At 41.8% G+C, this 21,247-nt stretch carries 18 protein-coding genes; 11 read left to right on the plus strand and 7 right to left on the minus strand.

Annotated features, from left to right (window positions below; translation table 11 throughout):
• The first annotated feature begins 1 nt into the window (after position 1).
• Both glyS and ATS75_RS19055 read left to right on the plus strand, forming a co-directional pair.
• Positions 2–2,071: a glycine--tRNA ligase subunit beta gene (gene glyS, locus ATS75_RS19050; RefSeq protein ID WP_058562008.1), complete on the plus strand. Its 2,070-nt coding sequence runs from the start codon at positions 2–4 to the stop codon at positions 2,069–2,071.
• 60 nt (positions 2,072–2,131) lie between these two features.
• Positions 2,132–2,581: a hypothetical protein gene (locus tag ATS75_RS19055; protein WP_058562009.1), complete on the plus strand. Its 450-nt coding sequence runs from the start codon at positions 2,132–2,134 to the stop codon at positions 2,579–2,581.
• A gap of 143 nt (positions 2,582–2,724) precedes the next feature.
• On the opposite strand, the gene tusA is transcribed toward ATS75_RS19055, so the two are convergent.
• From tusA to fadB, 3 genes are all read right to left on the minus strand, one after another.
• Complete coding sequence (tusA, locus tag ATS75_RS19060; RefSeq protein ID WP_058562010.1) at positions 2,725–2,964, minus strand: sulfurtransferase TusA; 240 nt, start codon at positions 2,962–2,964, stop codon at positions 2,725–2,727.
• A gap of 499 nt (positions 2,965–3,463) precedes the next feature.
• Positions 3,464–4,633, minus strand: a complete 1,170-nt coding sequence (fadA, locus tag ATS75_RS19070) for an acetyl-CoA C-acyltransferase FadA (RefSeq protein ID WP_058562012.1) — start codon at positions 4,631–4,633, stop codon at positions 3,464–3,466.
• A 4-nt stretch (positions 4,634–4,637) separates the two neighbouring features.
• Complete coding sequence (gene fadB, locus ATS75_RS19075) at positions 4,638–6,797, minus strand: fatty acid oxidation complex subunit alpha FadB (RefSeq protein WP_058562013.1); 2,160 nt, start codon at positions 6,795–6,797, stop codon at positions 4,638–4,640.
• A gap of 210 nt (positions 6,798–7,007) precedes the next feature.
• Between fadB and ATS75_RS19080 the strand changes: the two genes are divergently transcribed.
• The 7 genes from ATS75_RS19080 (at position 7,008) to ATS75_RS19110 (ending at position 14,666) form a co-directional block, all read left to right on the plus strand.
• Complete coding sequence (locus ATS75_RS19080) at positions 7,008–8,894, plus strand: transglycosylase SLT domain-containing protein (protein ID WP_058562014.1); 1,887 nt, start codon at positions 7,008–7,010, stop codon at positions 8,892–8,894.
• Between the two features lie 250 nt (positions 8,895–9,144).
• Positions 9,145–10,467 (plus strand): Xaa-Pro dipeptidase, encoded by a 1,323-nt coding sequence (gene pepQ, locus ATS75_RS19085; RefSeq protein WP_058562015.1) that lies wholly within the window; start codon positions 9,145–9,147, stop codon positions 10,465–10,467.
• 69 nt (positions 10,468–10,536) lie between these two features.
• Positions 10,537–11,151 carry a YigZ family protein gene (locus ATS75_RS19090; protein ID WP_058562016.1) on the plus strand — a complete coding sequence of 205 codons (615 nt, stop codon included), beginning with the start codon at positions 10,537–10,539 and terminating at the stop codon, positions 11,149–11,151.
• A 50-nt stretch (positions 11,152–11,201) separates the two neighbouring features.
• Positions 11,202–12,653 (plus strand): TrkH family potassium uptake protein, encoded by a 1,452-nt coding sequence (locus ATS75_RS19095; RefSeq protein ID WP_058562017.1) that lies wholly within the window; start codon positions 11,202–11,204, stop codon positions 12,651–12,653.
• A gap of 82 nt (positions 12,654–12,735) precedes the next feature.
• Positions 12,736–13,404, plus strand: coding sequence for a flagellar brake domain-containing protein (locus ATS75_RS19100; protein ID WP_058562035.1), 669 nt, complete (start codon positions 12,736–12,738; stop codon positions 13,402–13,404).
• A gap of 762 nt (positions 13,405–14,166) precedes the next feature.
• Positions 14,167–14,379, plus strand: coding sequence for an EF-hand domain-containing protein (locus ATS75_RS19105; protein ID WP_058562018.1), 213 nt, complete (start codon positions 14,167–14,169; stop codon positions 14,377–14,379).
• Positions 14,380–14,450: 71 nt separating this feature from the next.
• Positions 14,451–14,666 carry an EF-hand domain-containing protein gene (locus ATS75_RS19110; protein ID WP_058562019.1) on the plus strand — a complete coding sequence of 72 codons (216 nt, stop codon included), beginning with the start codon at positions 14,451–14,453 and terminating at the stop codon, positions 14,664–14,666.
• A 67-nt stretch (positions 14,667–14,733) separates the two neighbouring features.
• On the opposite strand, the gene trkA is transcribed toward ATS75_RS19110, so the two are convergent.
• From trkA to def, 4 genes are read right to left on the minus strand one after another with little or no spacing between them, the layout of a single operon-like run.
• Entirely contained in the window at positions 14,734–16,110 is a 1,377-nt protein-coding gene (trkA, locus tag ATS75_RS19115; protein ID WP_058562020.1) for a Trk system potassium transporter TrkA, read from the minus strand.
• Between the two features lie 8 nt (positions 16,111–16,118).
• Positions 16,119–17,417 carry a 16S rRNA (cytosine(967)-C(5))-methyltransferase RsmB gene (gene rsmB, locus ATS75_RS19120; protein ID WP_058562021.1) on the minus strand — a complete coding sequence of 433 codons (1,299 nt, stop codon included), beginning with the start codon at positions 17,415–17,417 and terminating at the stop codon, positions 16,119–16,121.
• Complete coding sequence (fmt, locus tag ATS75_RS19125) at positions 17,410–18,363, minus strand: methionyl-tRNA formyltransferase (protein WP_058562022.1); 954 nt, start codon at positions 18,361–18,363, stop codon at positions 17,410–17,412. Before fmt ends, rsmB begins: the two co-directional genes overlap by 8 nt.
• A gap of 21 nt (positions 18,364–18,384) precedes the next feature.
• Positions 18,385–18,891 (minus strand): peptide deformylase, encoded by a 507-nt coding sequence (gene def / locus ATS75_RS19130; protein ID WP_058562023.1) that lies wholly within the window; start codon positions 18,889–18,891, stop codon positions 18,385–18,387.
• A gap of 116 nt (positions 18,892–19,007) precedes the next feature.
• Between def and ATS75_RS19135 the strand changes: the two genes are divergently transcribed.
• Entirely contained in the window at positions 19,008–20,129 is a 1,122-nt protein-coding gene (locus ATS75_RS19135) for a LysM peptidoglycan-binding domain-containing protein (protein WP_058562024.1), read from the plus strand.
• Positions 20,130–20,158: 29 nt separating this feature from the next.
• The gene (dprA, locus tag ATS75_RS19140; RefSeq protein ID WP_058562025.1) at positions 20,159–21,247 is read left to right on the plus strand and encodes a DNA-processing protein DprA; all 1,089 of its coding nucleotides are present in this window, start codon (positions 20,159–20,161) and stop codon (positions 21,245–21,247) included.

Below are 21,247 nucleotides of genomic sequence, written 5' to 3' on the forward strand. Positions count from 1 at the left end.
CATGTCAGTACAAAACTTATTAGTAGAAATTGGCACCGAAGAGCTGCCACCAAAAGCACTGCGAAAACTTGCAGAAGCATTTGCTGAAAATCTAACAGCAGAACTTGAAGGGTTAGAGCTAGCTCATCAAGGCGTTAAATGGTATGCATCACCACGTCGTTTAGGTTTACAAGTAACAGCGCTTGAAGCCAAACAACAAGATAAAGAAGTTGAAAAACGTGGCCCTGCAACAAAAGCTGCATTTGATAGCGAAGGCAATCCAACTAAAGCGGCCATGGGTTGGGCGCGCGGTTGTGGTATTGATGTTAAAGACGCACAAACTCTTGAAACAGATAAAGGCGCGTGGTTGTTACACATTGCTAAAGTAGCAGGTAAAGAAACCACCGCATTATTAAATGACGTAGTGAATAAAGCGTTAGCAAAACTGCCTATTCCAAAGCCAATGCGTTGGGGCGCGAATAAAACACAATTTATTCGTCCTGTGCATACCGCCACTATTTTGTTTGGCGATAAGCTCATTGAAGGCGAAGTACTTGGTAAAGCAATTAGTAACCAACTTCAAGGTCATCGTTTTCATCATCCAGAAAAAATTAGTATTAACCACGCGGACGATGTTTTTGACGTACTCAAATCTGCGCACGTTGTTGCCGATTACGAAGAGCGTAAAGCACAAATTCGCATCCAAATTGAAGCTGCCGCAAAAGCGGTTAATGCTGTGGTTGCTATGGACGAAGACTTACTAGAAGAAGTCACTTCTTTAGTTGAGTGGCCAGTTACACTGACCGCAACGTTTGAAGAAGCATTTTTAGATGTACCAGCAGAAGCGCTGATCTACACCATGAAAGACGACCAAAAATACTTCCCGTTACTTGATCAAGACGGCAAGTTGCTTAATAAGTTTTTGTTTGTTTCAAACATTGAAAGCAAAAACCCAAGTGTTGTTATCGCGGGTAATGAGAAAGTAGTCCGCCCACGTTTGGCGGATGCGCAATTCTTCTTTGAAACAGATAAAAAGAAAACCCTAGAAAGCCGTTTAGAGTCACTTGATAGCGTATTATTTCAAAAGCAACTGGGTACGCTAAAAGATAAGTCTGAGCGTATTGCGGCACTTGCTGGTTACATTGCTGAGCAACTAGGCGCAGATAAAGCATTAGCAGAGCGTGCGGGCTTATTAAGTAAAACAGACTTAATGACCGAAATGGTGATGGAATTTACTGACGTACAAGGTGTTATGGGCATGCATTACGCACGCCATGACGGTGAAGCTGAAGACGTAGCCGTTGCGCAAAATGAGCAATACATGCCACGTTTTGCAGGCGACAGCTTACCAACAAACTTAATCAGCTGTGCAGTCGCGATTGCTGATAAGTTTGACACGCTGGTGGGTATCTTCGGAATTGGTCAAGCACCAAAAGGCGATAAAGACCCGTTTGCACTTCGCCGTGCTGCAATTGGTGCATTGCGTATCATGGTAGAGAAAGAGCTGCCATTAGATATCCTAGACTTAGTTGCTAAATCACAAAGCTTATTTGGCGAAAAGCTAACTAACCTAAATGTATCGACTGATGTGTTTGAGTTTATGCTTGGCCGTTTCCGCGCGTGGTATCAAGACGAAGGCATTCAAGTTGATGTTATTCAAGCCGTACTTGCACGTCGCCCAACTAAGCCTGCTGATTTTGACCGCCGAGTTAAAGCTGTAAGTCACTTCCGTACATTAGACGCCGCAGAAGCTCTTGCAGCGGCTAATAAGCGCGTAAGCAATATTCTCGCTAAGAATGACATTACGAGCCAAGGCAAGGTCGATGAGAGCCTATTAAGCGATGATGCCGAAAAGGTACTTGCTTCACAGGTTGCTAAGTTTGCAACTGAACTTGCACCACTTTATGCCGCCGGCGATTACCAAGAAGCATTAGCGCAATTAGCGGGTATCCGCGAAAGTGTTGATAACTTTTTTGATAACGTTATGGTTATGGCTGACGACGAAGCAGTTAAGCAAAATCGTTTAGCACTATTAAGCCAATTAAGTGGCTTATTTTTAGATATTGCTGATATTTCTGTACTACAGAAGTAAGTTCAGCGTAGCTTAAAAAGCCAGCAGCTATGCTGGCTTTTTTGTATTTAAGGTTAACCTATGAAACGTATTATAACGCTTGCGGTCGTTAGCTTATTAACCGCATGTTCGAGCCAAGTTCAACTTCCTAGTATTGATGATGTACTACCTAGTAAAGAGCTAGATAAAACCATGTACTTACGTGGCGATTTCACCTTATGGGATGCAGAGCCACAATATCAGTTTGAGAAAGTAGCACCTGGGATTTACCAAGCTAATGTTAAGTTTTCAACACCTGGCAAAGTATACGAATTTAAAATTGCCGATGCCGACTTTAGCGAAGGCTATAATTGTGGTTATAGCGAAGCTGCACCAGCAGGGCAGTCACTTACATTAGGACAAGCCTCATTGGCAGATTGTAATACTATTTATAATTATTTTAGCTTCACCCCAGCAGCAAAAGGTCGCTACATTGTTAGCATCGACTATCGAGACTATGATCAACCGAAAGTGACGATAACGAAGAGATAATATTTGTAAGCAGCAGGTTGGGTATATGAAGCCCAACACAAAAGTTAGGCTAATACTTTTACTCAAACATAAATCAACAATGTATTTAGGTTGTTAATGTGTGATGGTTACTTTTCTAAATGTTGGGTTTCGTAAGACCCAACCTACAGTCCTTTCTTCACCAAGTACCTATACGGTATTTCATCAACTTCTTTAGCCACCAGCGTGTGATCCATGAATGTGCAGAAGCTGGGAATGTCGCGGGTGGTTGAGGGGTCGTCGGCGGTGATCAATAAGGTTTCGCCTTCTGCCATTTTGCGCACAGCACCGCGGATCATCATGACAGGCTCTGGGCAGCGAAGGCCGATGGCGTCTAATTGGTGATCGGGGTTATCAAAACTCATGGTGGTGACCTATATTTAGTGGCGTTTAACGATTAATTTAGGGTCGCTAGTTTAACGGCCTAAAGTTAAGAAATAAAGTAACACCACTTATCACGTTGAAATTAGATTCAGCAAGTCATCAACGTATGTACGAAAAACAATTTTTCATACATAGTTGTGTTATTCGCATTTCATTATTTAAAAGCAAGGAATTGGCTATGGCGCTAGTTTACTCTTTATTATGGATACCATTTTTAAATGTAGCGATACATTTTCTGATTAAGTTTAAACAGCTGAACAAGTACGACATATACATCTATTTCGTAATAAATGGTGTATTTATTTCTAGTATTCTTACAGGTGCAAAATCTATTTGGTGTGGTTGGCTGGTGGCTATGGTGTCTTATTTGCTAATTAGTAAATTAGCCTTTTTTAAAGGTAAATAAAAAGGCAAAGAGTTTAACTCTTTGCCTTTTGTCACCAAGTAAAACATAACCTCTTTAGGGAGGAAGGTTACTAATTAGTCTTGTACACGTTCAAATACAGTTGCGATGCCTTGGCCTAAACCAATACACATAGTCGCTAAACCGTATTTAGCATTTTTGTCTTCCATTAAGTGAATTAATGATGTGCTAATACGCGAGCCTGAACAACCCAGAGGGTGGCCAAGAGCGATTGCGCCGCCATTTAGGTTCACTTTTTCATCAACCACATCTGCAAGACCTAAGTCTTTTAATACAGGCAATGATTGCGCTGCGAATGCTTCGTTAAGCTCTGCAACGTCGATATCATCAATAGTGATACCCGCTTGTGCCAGTGCTTTTTTACTTGCTGGTACTGGGCCGTAACCCATGATTGATGGATCGCAACCTGCAACTGCCATCGCTTTTACACGGGCACGAATTGGTAAGCCGAGTGCTTTAGCTTTTTCTTCGCTCATTACTAACATGGCTGAAGCGCCGTCAGAAAGTGCAGAAGATGTACCCGCGGTGACTGACCCAGATGCAGGGTTGAACACAGGGCGAAGCTGCGATAAACCTTCTACCGTTGTTTCTGGGCGAATTACTTCGTCATCTTCAACAAGGATTAGTGAACCATCTGCAGCGTGACCTTCCATTGCGAGAATTTCTCGGCGGAAACGGCCTTCAACCGTTGCAGCATGTGCGCGCTGGTGTGAGCGATAAGCAAACTCGTCTTGCTGCTCGCGGCTAATGCCGTGAAGTGTTGCAAGGTATTCAGCAGTTAAGCCCATTGAGCCAGACGCTTGTGCAATTGAAGTTGCTAAGCCAGGGTGGAAGTCATTACCGTGAGTCATAGGTACGTGACCCATGTGCTCAACACCACCAATTAAGTAAGTGTCGCCAGCGCCAGTCATAATTGCACGAGCTGCGTCATGCAATGCTTGCATTGATGAGCCACATAAACGGTTTACTGTGGTTGCCGGTACTGAATGTGGAATACCTGCGAGTAGTGATGCATTACGTGCAACGTTAAAGCCTTGCTCTAATGTTTGCTGTACACAACCCCAATAAATGTCGTCAATTGATGCTGGATCAACTGCGGGGTTGCGTTCTAGTAAGCCCTTCATTAAGTGAGCGCTTAAGTCTTCCGCACGTTTGTGTTTGAATACGCCGCCTTTTGAGCGACCCATTGGTGTGCGGATACAATCTACAATTACTGGATTATTCATGATATTAACCTTCCACCTTATAGAAAACACGGCCTTCTTCAGCCCATTGGCGAGTTTGCTCTGATACTTGGTAAATCGCACCTAGGTGAGCATATTTGTCTGCGGTTGCAACAAAGTTTGCTAAACCCGTTTGATCTAAATAACGGAACGCACCGCCTCTAAATGGAGGGAAACCAACGCCGTAAACAAGCGCCATATCCGCTTCTTGTGGTGAAGCAACAATGCCTTCTTGTAAACATAAAAGCACTTCGTTGATCATTGGAATCATACAACGGTCAATGATTTCTTGTTTATCGAATTCTTTTGGTGCATCTGTAATTGGTGCAAGTAGCTCAGTTGCTGTTGCATCACTAGATTTTTTAAGACGACCACGACGATCTGTTTCGTACTTGTAGAAGCCCGTTTTGTTTTTCTGACCAAAACGTTTTTCGTTAGCAAATACAGTCACAGGATCTTTTTCTGCACGCGCCATACGCTCAGGGAAGCCGTCTGCCATTACGCCAGTACAATGATAAGCCGTATCAATACCTACTACGTCAAGTAGGTAAGCCGGACCCATAGGCCAACCAAATACGTTTTCCATTACTTTATCTACTTTTGCAAAGTTAGCGCCTTCAACAACTAATTTGCTAAAGCCTGCAAAGTAAGGGAATAAAACACGGTTTACAAAAAAGCCTGGGCAATCGTTAACAACGATAGGTGACTTGCCAAGTTTAAGGGCATAATCAACGACTGCGTTAATTGTTTTATCTGAAGTTTTTGCACCACGGATAATTTCAACAAGTGGCATTTTTGGCACTGGGTTAAAGAAGTGCATACCACAGAAGTTTTCTGGCTTATCAAGCGCTTCTGCTAGTAAATCAATACAGATAGTCGATGTATTTGAGGTAAGAACCGTGCCTTCTGGCATGTTCTTTTCAAGATCAGCTAATACCGCTTGCTTAACTTTAGGGTTTTCTACAACCGCTTCAACAATGATGTTGGCATCTTGTAGGTCTGCATCGTTAAGTGTCGGTTTGATTTTGCTCAGCGTTGCCAACATTTTTTCCATTGGCATGTGGCCACGCTTCACTTTTGCACCTAATAGCTTAGATGCTTCACCCATACCTAAATCAAGTGCATCTTGTTGGATGTCTTTCATTATAATAGGTGTGCCTTTATACGCAGATTGGTAAGCGATACCGCCACCCATGATGCCTGCGCCTAATACAGCGGCTTGTTTAATTTCTACATCGCTGTGCTTAGCAAGTTTACGTGCTTTACCTTTGATGAACTGGTCATTTAAGAAAATGCCAGTTTGTGCTGCTGCTTCGTTGGTACGTGCAAGTTTTGCAAAGTTAGCATTTTCGATTGCCATTGCTTCATCGCGCGTGCAATTTGCCGCTGCTTTGATAGTACGCACAGCCATAACCGGAGCAGGATAGTGGCCTTTGGTTTTACCCATTACCATACCTTCGGCCATTGCGAAGCTCATGCCTTGCTCAACACGGTTTAATTTAAGTGGTTGTAGCTTAATGTTGCGTTTTGCATGCCAATCTAACTTGCCAGCAATTGCTAAATCAAGCGTTGAAATACTTGACTCTAAAAGTTTGTCAGCACTAACTACCGCGTCAACTGCGCCTACTTTAAGGGCATCAGCTGCGCGATTTTCTGAACCTGATGTGATCCAAAGCATGGCATTATCCGCGCCCACGATACGTGGTAAGCGAACTGTGCCACCAAAACCAGGCATGATGCCAAGTTTAACTTCTGGCAAGCCAATTTTTGCGGCAGTACTGGCAACACGATAATCGGTAGCAAGTACCCACTCACAACCGCCACCAAGTGCTAAGCCGTTTATAGCGCTTAGTGTTGGGAAGGGTAAATCTTCTAAAGCGTCAAAAACATCTGTGGCATCTTTGATCCACGTTACTAATTCAGCTTCTGGTTTAGTAAACGTTGGTAAAAATTCGAAAATGTCGGCGCCAATAATAAAGTGATCTTTATCACTGGTAAAAATCATGCCTTTGATATCTTTGTTTGCTGCTAATTCTTTTAATGCAGAGGCGCAATCTTTCAAGGTTTGCTGAGACAAAGTGTTTACAGAACCTGCAACACAAAATTTGAACTCGGCGATATTATCCTTGATGAAAGCAACTTCAAAGGAATCGCTCTTATATAACATTATTATTCTCCCTAGTTAGTGAACTAAGACTGGTACGATGAGTTTGCATTTCAATCAGTGTGCTTGCTTTAAATAAAAAATGCAACGAAAAATTTACTATGCTCTGTTACTACTGGTTAAAATATAGCTGGTTTGATGCTAAGGTGTAGGCGAAGTTTTTAGCTGAATTTATATTTTTATTTTTGAGTGCTTTTAATCCTAAAGGTCATCATGAAAAAACATTTATTAGGTTGGACGGCGGCTGCATTATTTCTCCCTTTTCTTTCTGCCGGAGCCAATGACGAACACCGAGCTTTTTTAAGCGCAGAGAAACAAGCTCGTTCGAGTAATTACAACAAATTTAAAGAAGCAGTTGATGTACTCGATCACCCTTTGAAGCCTTACGTTGAAAAGGCTTATTGGCAACGACACCCCAATATCAAACACCAAACGGAAATAGAAAACTATTTAACCATTTATCAAAATACACCTCTGGAGTGGCCTGTGCGTAAGGCATGGCTCAAGTATTTGAGCAAATCTAACCGTAAAGCCACCTTTATAAATAATTATAAGAAGACCAGCAATAACGAATTAACGTGTACATATTTACAATATCAGCTTGATCTAGGTGCGCCAGAAAAGGCGATCCTTAATCAAGTAAGTGATTTGTGGGTGGTTGGTAAGTCACAGCCCAAAGAGTGCGACTCGTTATTTAGTTTGTGGCGTAAAAAAGGTTATTTAAACCAAGATCGTGTTTGGCAAAGAATTACGTTAGCTGCGCAAGGGGGAGATAGAAACCTACTGCCTTATTTAAAAACCTTACTGCCTAAAAAAGAGCAGTACTTAGCTGATCTCTATCGTAAGGTCAGAAGTGACCCTAGTGCATCTGCTGGACTCTACCGTTATAAAAATAAAACAGTGAAAGAAAGTGAAATTGCGCACTATGGCGTAAAGCGCCTAATCTGGCGTGATAGGAGCTTAGCACTCAAAGCGTGGGAAAAGCTTGAGAAAATGTTTGATTACTCTGACGAGCAAAAAGCCGATGTTTATTATACGTTTGCTTTGTCTTTAGCATCAAGTGGCCATCAGCAAGCTCGATTTTGGTTAAATAAAGTCCCTAAAGAGCGTCAAGATAGAAAACTAATGCAATGGCAGCTAGGCAACATGCTTAAAACACAAGATTGGTCTGGCATTGTTGCGTTCTTCACAGGCAAAGAGAATTTGAGTCTTGGCCAGCAATATTGGTTAGCATATAGCTTAGAGCAGCGTGGTGATGTAGATCGCGCAAAAGCAATTTGGCAAACAGTGGCAAAAGAACGTGACTATTATGGTTTTTTAGCTGCAGCCCGATTAAATATTCCCGTGCAACTAAACTCATTACCTTTGCAAGTGAGTGATAAGGTTGTCTCTGAGGTGGCAGAAGCGCCGGGCTTTAAACGTGCAAAAGCGTTGTATGAACTACAGCGTTTTGCGTCTGCGCGCCGGGAGTGGAATTATTTAACGCGTACTTCTAGCGAAAAAGAAAAATTAGCCGCATCAAAGCTTGCTGCTGAATTAGATTGGTATGACAGTACCATATACACCTTAGCGCAAATTAAGGCATGGGATTACGTTGAGTTACGCTTTCCATTTGCATTTCAAAACTTATTTGAGCGATACAGCAAGCGCAATCATATTGATGTCGCATGGAGTATTGCAATTTCTCGTCGAGAAAGTTCATTTGCGCCCGATGCACGTTCACATGCTAATGCACGAGGCTTGATGCAGTTATTACCGAGCACAGCTAAGTATGTTAATAAAAGTACGGTTTCAAGTCGGCGCTTAAACCAGCCACAAACGAATATTCGACTAGGAACTGAGTATTTGGGCTATTTGAAAAAGAAAAACAAGGGTAACGAAGTACTCGCTACAGCATCTTATAATGCAGGTTACCACCGCATTAAACGATGGATACCTGATGACGCAATGCCTGCCGAGCTGTGGGTAGAGCTCATTCCGTATCGTGAAACACGTAATTATGTAAAAAATGTTTTTGCGTATCGTCAGGTATACCATACTCGCATGGGCCGAGAAGGGAATATACTTGCGCCGATACTGGATATGAAAATGGGCGAGTAATTGAAAAAGGTATATAACTAGCAGGCTCTGTAGTGCATCTGTAAGTTTTATAACTAAACGCCCAGCAGGTTGTTTTAAAAAGATTTATACTGCGTTATTTATTTTAACATCAGAATCATTTTAAGAGGCAATCAATAGCACGCTTAAAGCGCTTTTAATGCTAACTTAAACTCACATCTTGAGGTGGTTTGGGTATATATGAGTCTATGGTAGACTCTTACACAAGTTAAATTTAACAAATGGGTTTACTATGGATAAATTAGCCGTTTCTTACGCCGAACATATTGCAACACTGCAGCAGCGTACGCGTACTATTATTGATCGTGAAGGTTTAGAAGGTTTAGTCATCCACTCAGGGCAAGCTAAACGTCAGTTTTTAGATGATATGTATTATCCGTTTAAAGTTAACCCCCATTTTAAAGCGTGGTTACCAGTCATCGACAATCCTCATTGTTGGATAGTGGTTAATGGTAGCGACAAGCCAAAGCTTATCTTTTATCGCCCAGTTGATTTTTGGCATAAAGTACCTGATGAGCCACGTGACTTTTGGGCTGATTATTTTGATATTGAGCTATTGCTTAAGCCTGATCAGGTTGAAAAACTACTACCATACGATAAAGAAAAGTATGCTTACATTGGTGAGTATTTAGAAGTTGCTCAGGCACTGGGTTTTAGTATCATGAACCCTGAACCAGTATTAAATTACTTTCATTACCACCGTGCGTATAAAACACAATACGAGCTTGAGTGTTTACGTCAAGCAAACCGTATTGCAGTGGATGGGCATAAAGCGGCGCGTGATACTTTCTTTGGTGGCGGCTCTGAGTTCGATATCCAACAAGCATATTTGATGGCAACACGCCAAAGTGAAAACGAAATGCCATATGGCAATATTGTTGCGTTAAACGAAAATTGCGCCATTTTGCATTACACCCACTTTGATCCTATTGCACCTAAGCAGCACGATTCATTTTTAATTGATGCGGGTGCAAACTTTAATGGCTATGCAGCGGACATTACCCGTACGTATGATTTTAAAAAATCAGGTGAGTTTGCGGATTTAATCAATGTCATGACAGAGCATCAAATTGCGTTAGGCAATGCTTTAAAACCGGGTCTGCTTTACGGTGAACTCCATTTAGATTGCCATCAGCGCGTTGCACAAGTACTGAGTGATTTTAATATAGTGAAGTTACCTGCAGCAGAAATTGTAGAGCGCGGTATTACATCAACGTTCTTCCCGCATGGACTTGGCCATCACCTGGGCTTACAAGTACATGATATGGGAGGTTTTATGGCTGATGAAAGTGGTGCACACCAAGCACCACCTGAAGGGCATCCATTCTTACGTTGCACTCGCTTAATTGAGAAAAACCAAGTGTTCACCATCGAGCCTGGTTTGTACTTTATTGATTCGTTATTAGGTGATTTAGCGCAAACGGATAACAAACAGTTTATTAACTGGGAAAAAGTTGAGGCATTTAAGCCATTTGGCGGCATTCGTATCGAAGATAACATCATTGTACACGAAGACAGCTTAGAGAATATGACGCGCGATTTACACTTAGCTTAAGTGATAAACCAGCGATAGAAGGGGCCTTTTGGCCCCCTTTTTTTGGTTGAATATTGGGTTAAATAAATTATGTCAGAATATAAATACCCCGCAGCCGATGTATTTCATCAAGAAGAAATAAAAAAAAGCACCTTTATTGTGCATATTGCCCACACTCCGGATTTAGCTGCAGCAAAAGCATTTATAAAAAGCATTGAAGAAAAGTACGCCGATGCACGGCATAACTGTTGGGCGCATGTAGCAGGTAACCCTGGAGGCAGTCATGTGTATGGTTTTTCAGACGATGGTGAGCCAAATGGTACCGCTGGCAAGCCCATGCTAAATGTACTTGTTGGCTCAGGTTTGGGTGAAATTACGGCAGTAGTGACTCGTTACTTTGGTGGTATTAAGCTGGGAACGGGCGGGTTAGTGCGTGCTTATGGTGGTTCGTTAAATAACGCACTCACTCAATTGAGCACAGTGATTAAAGTCCCAAGCGCTATATTAACAGGGGGTAGTGATTACAGTATTCAAGGTGCTATTGAGCAATTGTTAAAAACAAAATACCAGGTACTTGATATCGAAAAGCAATATACTGCTAATATTGAATGGATTATCACTATAGATAGCCGTGAAGCTGCGCTAGCGATTAAAGATATTTATGATTTGAGCCATGGCGCGGTTGAGTTAAAGATTAAAGAGTAAGACAATAACAATAGTTAATAACGATACCTTAAAATAAAAGCGATAGCTCAATGCAATTTCGTACCATAATAAAAATCTTAGGCCAGCTTGTTGTACTGTTTAGTATTACTATGGTGCCCCCAGCGGTTGTTTCGCTTATATACAAAGATGGTGGTGGTGTTCCTTTTGTCTTAGCCTTTATTTTTAGTGTTGTTATTGGTCTGATGGCTTATTACCCGAATAGGCAAGAAGATGGTGATTTAAAAGCACGAGAAGGCTTTTTAATTGTCGTCCTATTCTGGCTTGTACTGGGGGCATTCGCTTCAATTCCGCTTATTTTCTTGAGTGAACCCAACTTATCTTTAGCAGATGCTGTGTTTGAAGCCTTCTCAGGGCTTACAACCACAGGGGCGACCGTATTAACGGGGATTGAGTATTTACCTAAATCGGTATTGTTTTATCGCCAACAGCTACAATGGCTTGGCGGTATGGGGATCATTGTACTTGCAGTGGCTGTGCTGCCAATGCTTGGTGTCGGTGGCATGCAGCTTTACCGTGCTGAAACGCCAGGTCCGGTAAAAGACTCTAAGATGACACCTCGGATAGCGGATACGGCAAAGCACCTTTGGTACATTTATGTATTTTTAACTGCAAGCTGTTCAGTGGCTTACTGGGCTGCGGGTATGGATTGGTTTGATGCTATTTGCCATGCTTTTTCGACAATCGCTATTGGTGGGTTCTCAACGTACGATGCATCTATTGGACATTTTGATAGCCCGCTTATCAATTTTATCTGTGTGGTGTTTTTAATCATCGCAGCAATTAATTTTACTTTGCACTATGCTGCGGTCTCAAGCCGTAATATTGCGGTTTATATTCGTGACCCTGAATTTAAAGTATTTTTGTTTATACAGCTTGCGCTGGTGGTTATTTGTTTTACCGTTTTATCGTCCAATAACATTTATGCTGACGGTGATGAAACCTTAGATCAGGCATTATTTCAAGCTGTATCGATGAGTACCACCGCAGGGTTTGCAACGGATAATTTTTCGGCTTGGCCATTGTTTTTACCTATACTATTAATCTTCTCTAGTTTTATAGGCGGGTGTGCAGGCTCAACCGGTGGGGGAATGAAAGTCGTACGTGTATTCTTACTATACTTACAAGGCGTGCGTGAACTGAATCGGCTTGTGCATCCGCGGGCAATATACTCTATTAAGTTAGGTAGAAAGGCATTACCAGATAAAGTTGTGGAAGCTGTATGGGGATTCTTTTCTGCGTATGCGCTTGTGTTTGTAATTATTATGTTGGCGTTAATGGGGACGGGAATGGATAACATAACGGCTTTCTCTGCAACGGCGGCGTGTTTAAATAACCTTGGCCCTGGTTTGGGTGAGGTGGCGAGTCATTATGGTGCTGTCAGTGATACTGCGAAATGGCTGCTTACCCTTGCAATGGTATTTGGGCGGCTAGAAATATTTACTCTCTTGGTGCTATTTACACCCACATTCTGGCGTGGTTAGCGTTGTTTTCAGGTTATATGTTTAGCAGCAATCATATAGATTATCGATATTAAAGAAGCGGTCTAAGGCAATGCCAAAAACAATGCAATTACACAATTTAGAGAAGCTTGCGTTTATTACCGCAGGTACCTTAGTGGATATCGAGGTACTTACGCCTACAAATAGTAAGCGGATGAAAACCGAGTTTGTCGGACTGCTCAATGATCATTTTGTTGTGCTCAATTACCCTTCGCCACGACGCTTAGGCAATGCAGGTGAGTACCTCAAAGATGGGACGGTAATTATAGTGCGCGCTGTGCTAGAAAGTGGCGGCGGGCAGGTGATTGCATTTCGTCAGCAAGTTATGTCTGTTACTTCCCATCCCAAAAGACTTATTTTTTTACATTTTCCCGACCAGGTTCAACTATTTAGCTTACGCTCGCAAACCCGCATACCTACTTTACTGCCTGCCTCGATCCAACTCAGCGATGAGCACAAGCTTCAAGGTATCATTAAAGATGTATCTGTTACCGGGGTAATGTTTGCGCTAAAAAGCGAAGATGATTTAAGTAACCTCAAAGATACACCATGTAAAATATTGCTCGATGAAAGAGATAATGAAGTGAACGAGTTTTCAGGACAAATTTGCAGTGTGCGAAGTTTAGCTGATGATACTCAGCTTGGTATTCAGTTGAACGTGAGTGAAGATGAAATGAATAAATTTATGAAAGATCACTTAATCGACTTGTCTATTTTAGAGCCGTTAATTTAACCACACAGTTAATCGTAGCCGTGATAAATCAACCGATAGAAATACGTCATCAAGCATAAGTACTTTGTTTTATAGCAAACAGAGTAATACCAATCCGCAATAATACTTAATCATTTTGCGGGGCTAAACGTGTCGCTACCTGCGTTAAAACACTCTCATTTAGAACAACTAAACAGCGAATTTTTTGCCAAGCTATCAACACGTTTTTCCATCCTCAAAATAAATCACTTAATTAAGCGAATGGGTATAAAAATATAACAACCTAAATCTAACCACAAACAGCAAATGAAGGAGGCGACTTACTGATATTCGCTTATTTGCAACACATTTCTCTTTTTTCTCAAAATACGTCACTAGTCCAAAATACAATGTTTAATTTAATTTTAAAGGGATATATATCAATTGCTTACAGGGTATTTTTTTATTTAAAAAATACGCTAAAAAAATGCTATTCAGTATGGATTTACCTCTTTTAAAAAAACGAACCTGAATAGTATCAACGCAGTCTGGCATTGTGTCTTTTTGCTTTATGGTAAGTTACTAAATATTATAGATATTATTTATTCTTCATGGTGTCTGTTGCTAAAAGGCAACAGTACATGATGGTTTATTAAGTGTTTTATCTAAAATCCCTGCCTAAGCAACTGTTTTTATTTTGTTTATTAATATTGGCATCGAAGTTGTAATACTTAGCTCGAACGAACCGAGAACGTGATTAAGTATTTAATCGCAACGTACATAAACTTTGAAGGAAGATTGATTATGAACACATTAAAGAAAGCAGTAGCCCTAATTGCACTAGCCTCTTCATCAGCAGCCTTTGCTGCTACCAATTTCGATACACTCGACGTAGACGGTAATGGTGCAATCAGCCAAAGCGAAGCATCCGTTGATTCTGCATTATTAAGTCAGTTCAAAATACTTGATACCGATGGTAATGGCGAGTTGTCAAAAGAAGAGTTTGCAAAGGCTTAAGAGCGCCGCAAGGATATTAGAAAAGGATTTTTTTAATTAACGCAATATTCAGAGATTGAAGGAATTTTATTATGAGCACATTAAACAAGGCAGTAGCCCTAATTGCATTAGCCTCTTCATCAGCAGCCTTTGCTACGACAGGCTTTAACACCTTAGACGTTGATAGTAATGGCGTAATAAGCCAAAGCGAAGCCGCTGTTGATGCGAAGTTAATAAGCCAATTCAAAGAGCTTGATATAGATGGTAATGGTGAGCTTTCACAAGAAGAGTTTTCTAAAGCGAAGTAGTAAAGTGTTTTGCGGTTAATGTATTCGCACGTGTTTAAAGCAGCTTATCACTAAGCTGCTTTTTATTTTATAAGAAAATAGCGCTAACCTGAAACAGCTTTTCAACAACGTGAATATGTTTTTTATCAATTAGGAACATGATCACATGGTCGCCAGTGTGGATGATTGTATCATCATGGGCAATAAGCACGTCGTCGTTTCTTACAATCGCGCCAATCGTTGTTCCAGCTGGAAGTTTGATGTCAGCAATGGCACGTCCAACCACTTTAGAGGTGTGTTCATCACCGTGTGCAACAGCTTCAATAGCCTCAGCAGCCCCTTTACGTAGTGAATAAACATTTACAATATCGCCGCGGCGTACATGAGTCAGTAGTGCCGAGATTGTTGCTTGTTGCGGCGATATTGCAATGTCAATTTCGCCGCCTTGTACTAAATCAACGTAAGCGCCACGCTGTATTAGCACCATGGTTTTTTGAGCGCCCATTCGTTTTGCAAGCATGGCAGACATAATGTTTGCTTCATCATCGTTAGTAACTGCTATGAACACATCTACTTGCTCAATGTGTTCTTCAGATAGCAGCTCTTGATCGGATGCGTCACCACAAAACACAACGGTGTTATCTAGTAACTCAGATAATTGCTCAGCACGCTCTTTACTACGCTCAAGTAGTTTTACACTGTGGTTTTTCTCAAGTGACCGAGCAAGCCCTGCGCCAATATTACCGCCACCAGCGATCATGATCTTTTTGTATGAACGCTCTAGCTTTTGCAGTTCATTCATTACCGCGCGAATATGTTTAGTCGCGGCGAGGAAGAATACTTCATCATCGGCTTCTATTACCGTTGTGCCAAGTGGCTTGATGGCTTTACCTTGTCGGTAAATTGCGGCAACGCGAGTTTCAACGTTAGGTATATGCTCCTTTAAAGCAGAAAGAGCATAACCAACAAGCAGACCACCGTAATAGGCTTTAACAGCCACTAATGAAAGCATGCCATCGCCAAACTGCAGTACTTGCAACGCGCCGGGATAATCGATTAAACGGCGAATATACTTAGTCACCAATTGCTCAGGGGCAATATAGTGATCAACAGGTAAATCGTCGTTTTGGAATAGCTTTTCACGGTACTTTAGATATTGCTCAGAACGAATGCGGGCAATTTTAGTCGGTGTATTAAAAATACTGTACGCCACTTGGCAGGCCACCATGTTAACTTCGTCTGAGCTGGTTACCGCAATGATCATATCGGCGTCTTCAGCGCCGGCCCTACGTAATACATCGGGATGTGCGCTGTGGCCAGTAACACCTTGAAGGTCGTACTTGTCTTGTAACTCACGTAAACGATTGCCATCTATATCAACAACCGTTATTTCGTTTTGTTCACCTACCAAGTTTTCGGCGAGTGTGCCGCCTACTTGACCGGCACCGAGTATGATTATTTTCATTAGTTATCTTATGCGCTTTTTTTAACAAGCTTAGCGTAGTAAAAACCGTCACTCTCACCCGGAAGTAATTGCAGCCCAGGGGTTGTTACGGTGTCCTTATCGTGTAGCGGTATATGGTCAACATCAGTGTTATTGGCTAAAAAATTGGCTACTTGCTGTTGATTTTCTTGAGGTAACACAGAGCAGGTAGCATAAATTAACGTACCACCAGGTTTTAATAATGGCCAAATGCTATCTAAGATATCACCTTGCAGGGTGGCTAAGTCATTAATATCTGATGCACGGCGAAGCCACTTTATATCTGGGTGACGACGAATTACGCCAGTTGCAGAGCATGGAACATCAAGTAAGATACGATCAAATTGCTGCTCATCCCACCATGTATGGGGTTGCGAGGCATCAGCACATTGTAAGTCGGCACCTAAGCCTATTCGGGTTAAGTTTTGTTTTACCCGTTCAAGGCGAGTTGCATCGCTATCAAGGGCAAGAACATCTGCATCAGCCAGTTCTAAAATGTGGCATGTTTTACCACCTGGGGCTGCACATGCATCCAGTATGTGCTCGTCATCTTTTGGATCAAGCAAGCGAGCGGCTAGCTGTGCTGCTGCATCTTGCACTGAGCAAGCACCCGTATCAAATTCTGGCAGCGAGAAAACATCGCGCGGCTTATCAAGTTTAATACCATCGACAAAGTCAGGGTTTACAGTGTGTTCAATATCATTTGCGGTCAACATTTCACTGTATTGAGCTGTAGTGTACTGTGCTTGATTCACACGTAACCACATAGGGGCTTGAAGCTGGTTCGCCTCTAAGATTTGTTCCCATTGCTCAGGATAGGCTTCTTTTACTTGTTTAATAAACCAGTTTGGGTGGTTGTATAAACACACCGGGATTTGTTTCGCTTTCTCTTCAAGTTCTGCTTGTTGGCGTTGAAAGCTACGTAAAATAGCATTGATCAACCCTTTTAATCCAAGTGCTCGCAGTTGCGCTAAAGCATTCACTGTTTCACTGATTGCAGCATGCGGAGGAACGCGCATATGCTGTAGTTGGTAAATACCAACATACAACAAGAACTGGAAAATACGGCGCTTTCCTTTAAGTGGCTGCTCCACTAAATGTTGGCAATAGTTTTCTAAACTAGGTAAATAACGTAATACGCCATAGCAAATTTGTTGTAGAAGGGCTTTATCTTTTGGCGATAAACCTTGGCTTGCGAATGGCAGTTCTTGATTTAGTGAAGCACCTTTATCGACTACGTTATATAAAGTTTCAGCGGCTAGCGCACGTACGTTTGGAACATTACTCATTATTTTCGCCTAAGACGCAGCCTGGAGTAACCCAGTCACTGCGACCGTTTAAAAAGTCTGTCACAGCCATTGGTTTTTTACCTTGTGGCTGTAATTGGGTTATTTTTAGCGCCTGTGTGCCACAAGCGACTACAATACCGTGTTTGTCACTGTGTAAAATAGTGCCTGGTGTGCCTTGTTGTTCAACCACTTCACTTTGGTAAATTTTTACTGTGTTCTCGCCCATCAGGGTAAAACACACAGGCCAAGGGTTAAATGCACGAATATTGCGTTCAATTTGCACAGCGTCCATTGACCAATCAATATTGGCTTCGTCTTTTGATAGTTTTTTTGCATAATTTGCCAAGGCATCATCTTGCACCTGAGGTGTTAGTTCGTCATTGGCTAATTTTGTGATTGTATCAATCAGTGCGCTAGGGCCTAAATCAGCGAGTTTAGTGTATAAACTTGCACTGGTTTCATCAGTAGCAATAGGGCAGCGACTAATATGCAGCATATCACCGGTGTCTAACCCTTCGTCCATTTGCATTATGGTGACACCTGTTTCATTGTCGCCCGCCCAAATAGCGCGCTGGATCGGCGCTGCACCACGCCAGCGTGGCAAAATTGAACCATGCACATTTAAACAACCAAGGCGAGGAGCCTCTAAAATTGCTTTTGGCAGTAATAGCCCATACGCAACGACAATCATTATATCTGCATTTAAGCTGCTTAATTCAACTAATGCATCGTCACTTTTTAATGATGCAGGTTGAAAGACAGGTAAGTCATTGGCTAAAGCAAGCTCTTTAACCTCGCTGGCTTTTAGTTTTTTACCTCGCCCAGCAGGGCGGTCTGGCTGACTATAAACACCAACAATTTGATGTTCAGAATCAATAAGAGCTTGTAAATGGCGCGCAGCAAAGTCCGGCGTACCAGCAAAAATAATGCGTAGTGGTTTTGTCACTGAGTTTTCCTAAGGTGCTTATTACTGTGCTGCAAATTTAGCTTCTTTTTCAAGCTTTTTACGAATACGTTGACGCTTTAATGGTGATAAGTAATCAATAAATAATTTGCCTTTAAGGTGATCCAGCTCATGCTGAATACAAATAGCCAAAAGCTCATCGGCATCTAGGCTATATTCTTCACCTTTTTCATTGAGGGCTGTGACAGTGACTGTTTCTGCGCGATCTACTTTTGCGTAAGAATGCGGCACCGATAAACAGCCTTCTTCACTGACTGTTTTACCGTCTTGCTTGCTGATCACTGGATTGATTAGCACGATAGGCTCATCACGTTCTTCTGATACGTCGATCACCACAATGCGTCGATGAATATCAACTTGTGTGGCGGCAAGGCCAATGCCATTTTCGTCATACATTGTTTCTAGCATGTCTTTAACTATTTGACGAACTTCGTCGTCAACGTTTGTGACGTCTTGTGCGACAGTACGTAAACGTTCATCTGGAAATCTTAAAACTTCTAACCTAGCCATAGTAACCTTTTCACTTGTGCATAATATAGGGTATTGTATGCTCTTATTTTAGCCATTCGCGTTCACCTTTAACAGGTTTTGGTTGATAATAATGAAAAAACTCACAAGGAAGCCTAATGAAATACCCGTTTTTAGCTGCTGTGCTGATATTAAGCACGGCATTCTCATCTCATGCCGATGTTTTATCTATTAAAAAAGATGCGCCTAAACAATATGTTGTGAAAAAGGGTGATACATTATGGGATATTTCGGGCATCTATTTGAGCGAACCTTGGTTATGGCCTGAACTTTGGCAGATGAATCCGCAAATAAATAATCCACACTTGATCTATCCAGGTGATGCACTTGCTTTAATTTACGATGATCACGGAAACCCACGATTAATTATTAATAGCGGTTTTAAAAAACTTTCTCCGCAAGGGCGAATGATTCCCAAAGGTAAGAACGCGATTCCTACATTACCCCTTGAGCTACTGCGTCCATATTTAACATACGAACAAGCGATTAGTGGTGAAGAGATTGATGATTTACCTTATATTTTGGGCGCTAATGAAAATACGAAGATGAATACCTTAGGCCACATTGTTTATGTTAAAGGCAATCTGAAAAAACACGAAAGTTACGCTATCTACCGTAAAGGTAAACCTTATAAAGATATTAACAGCGATAAAGTGCTTGCGTATAAATCTGTATTAGTGGGTGTGGGCCGTGTATTTAGAGCCGGTGATATTGAAAAAGCCGTACCCGCCTCAGTAAAAATTGAAAGCGTTAAACAAGAGATTAGAGCCACAGATTTTTTGCTGCCTGCAATGGAGGGGCAAACACTTCCTGCATTTTTTAATATGAAGCGCCCAGTGCAACCTGTTGAAGGAAATATTATTTCTGCGGTCACTGAACTGCGAGAATTTAGCACAATGGATATTGTAGTGCTAAACTTAGGGTCTGAGCAGCAAATAGCGGCAGGGCACATTTTAGATATTGAGCGCCGCTCTCCCACTGTATTTGATGGTCGAAATGGCCCAAGGTATAAAGAAGATTCAAATAGCCTTGAAAAGCTTATTACAGATACGAGTGAATTTTTTGGCGTTGAGGCAGATAAAGATGCCACTGTATGGCATATGCCAAGAGAAAAAGTCGGTGAGCTAATGGTGTTCAAAGTATATGACAATGTTAGCTATGCCTTAATCGTAAAAAACCAGCACCCAATCCGCGTCGGTGATTTTGCAGTAATAAATTAATACAGGTTTGAGTGCTCTAAGGAGAGAGCATGGAACAGTCTTTTGGCAAGCTAACAGATTGGCTTGCCTTTTATTTATGCAAAGGTCTGGGTGTTAAAACGCTGCTAGCACTCGCTGAAAAAGTGCCATTAGATGACCTCGTTAATTTATCGTATCAACAATTACTTGAATCGGGCCTCAGTCAACAAGTCGCCACAAATTTGGTGGCCACGGATTGGCAGCGTGTTGAGCATTACGAAAAATTAATAACAGCGTCTGGCATCGATGTTATAAGCTATTTTGATTCGCGTTATCCTCCATTACTCAAAGAAATTGCCAGTGCCCCTTTATTACTATTTTGTCGCGGTAATTGCGCTCTTTTAACGAGTCCGCAAATTGCTATTGTTGGCAGCCGTAATGCAACCCCTATTGGGCTTGAAATAGCCGCTCAATTTGCACATCAGCTCAGTGAAGCCAATTTAACCGTTACATCAGGTATGGCGTTAGGTATTGATGGCGCTGCGCACAAAGGCGCCCTTGCAGGAACGGGAAACACCATTGCCGTTCTGGGTACTGGTGTGGATGTTTACTACCCTAAGCGACATAGATTACTAACTGATCACGTATTGAACGCTGGTTTGTTAGTTAGTGAATTTTTACCTGGAACAGCAGCTAACGCTAATAACTTTCCGCGTCGTAATCGCATTATATCTGGATTATCCTTAGGGGTTTTGATTGTGGAAGCTGAGATTAAAAGTGGTTCGCTCATTACTGTGAGGTATGCGCTTGAACAAAATAAAGAGGTCTTTGCAGTGCCGGGTTCGATTAAAAATCCGCTTTCTCAAGCAAGCCATTTTTTGATAAAACAAGGAGCAAAACTGGTCGAAAATGTTAGCGATATTTTGGAAGAAGTGAGCTTTTTCAGCGAAAACAGTCTATATAGTATAGATGAGCCTGTTGAAAATAAGCCTGAGTGCGCCGTACTGAAGAGCGTTGGTTTTGAAGTTACACCGGTTGATGTGATTGCTCGACGCTGCCAATGGTCGATTGACAAAGTACAGACTCGTTTACTTGATTTGGAATTAGATGACAAAGTAGAGCGAGTTTTAGACGGCTATATCAAGTTGGGAGGACGCTAA

It is taken from the genome of Pseudoalteromonas sp. H105 (assembly GCF_001469215.1).
Classification (GTDB): Bacteria; Pseudomonadota; Gammaproteobacteria; order Enterobacterales; family Alteromonadaceae; genus Pseudoalteromonas.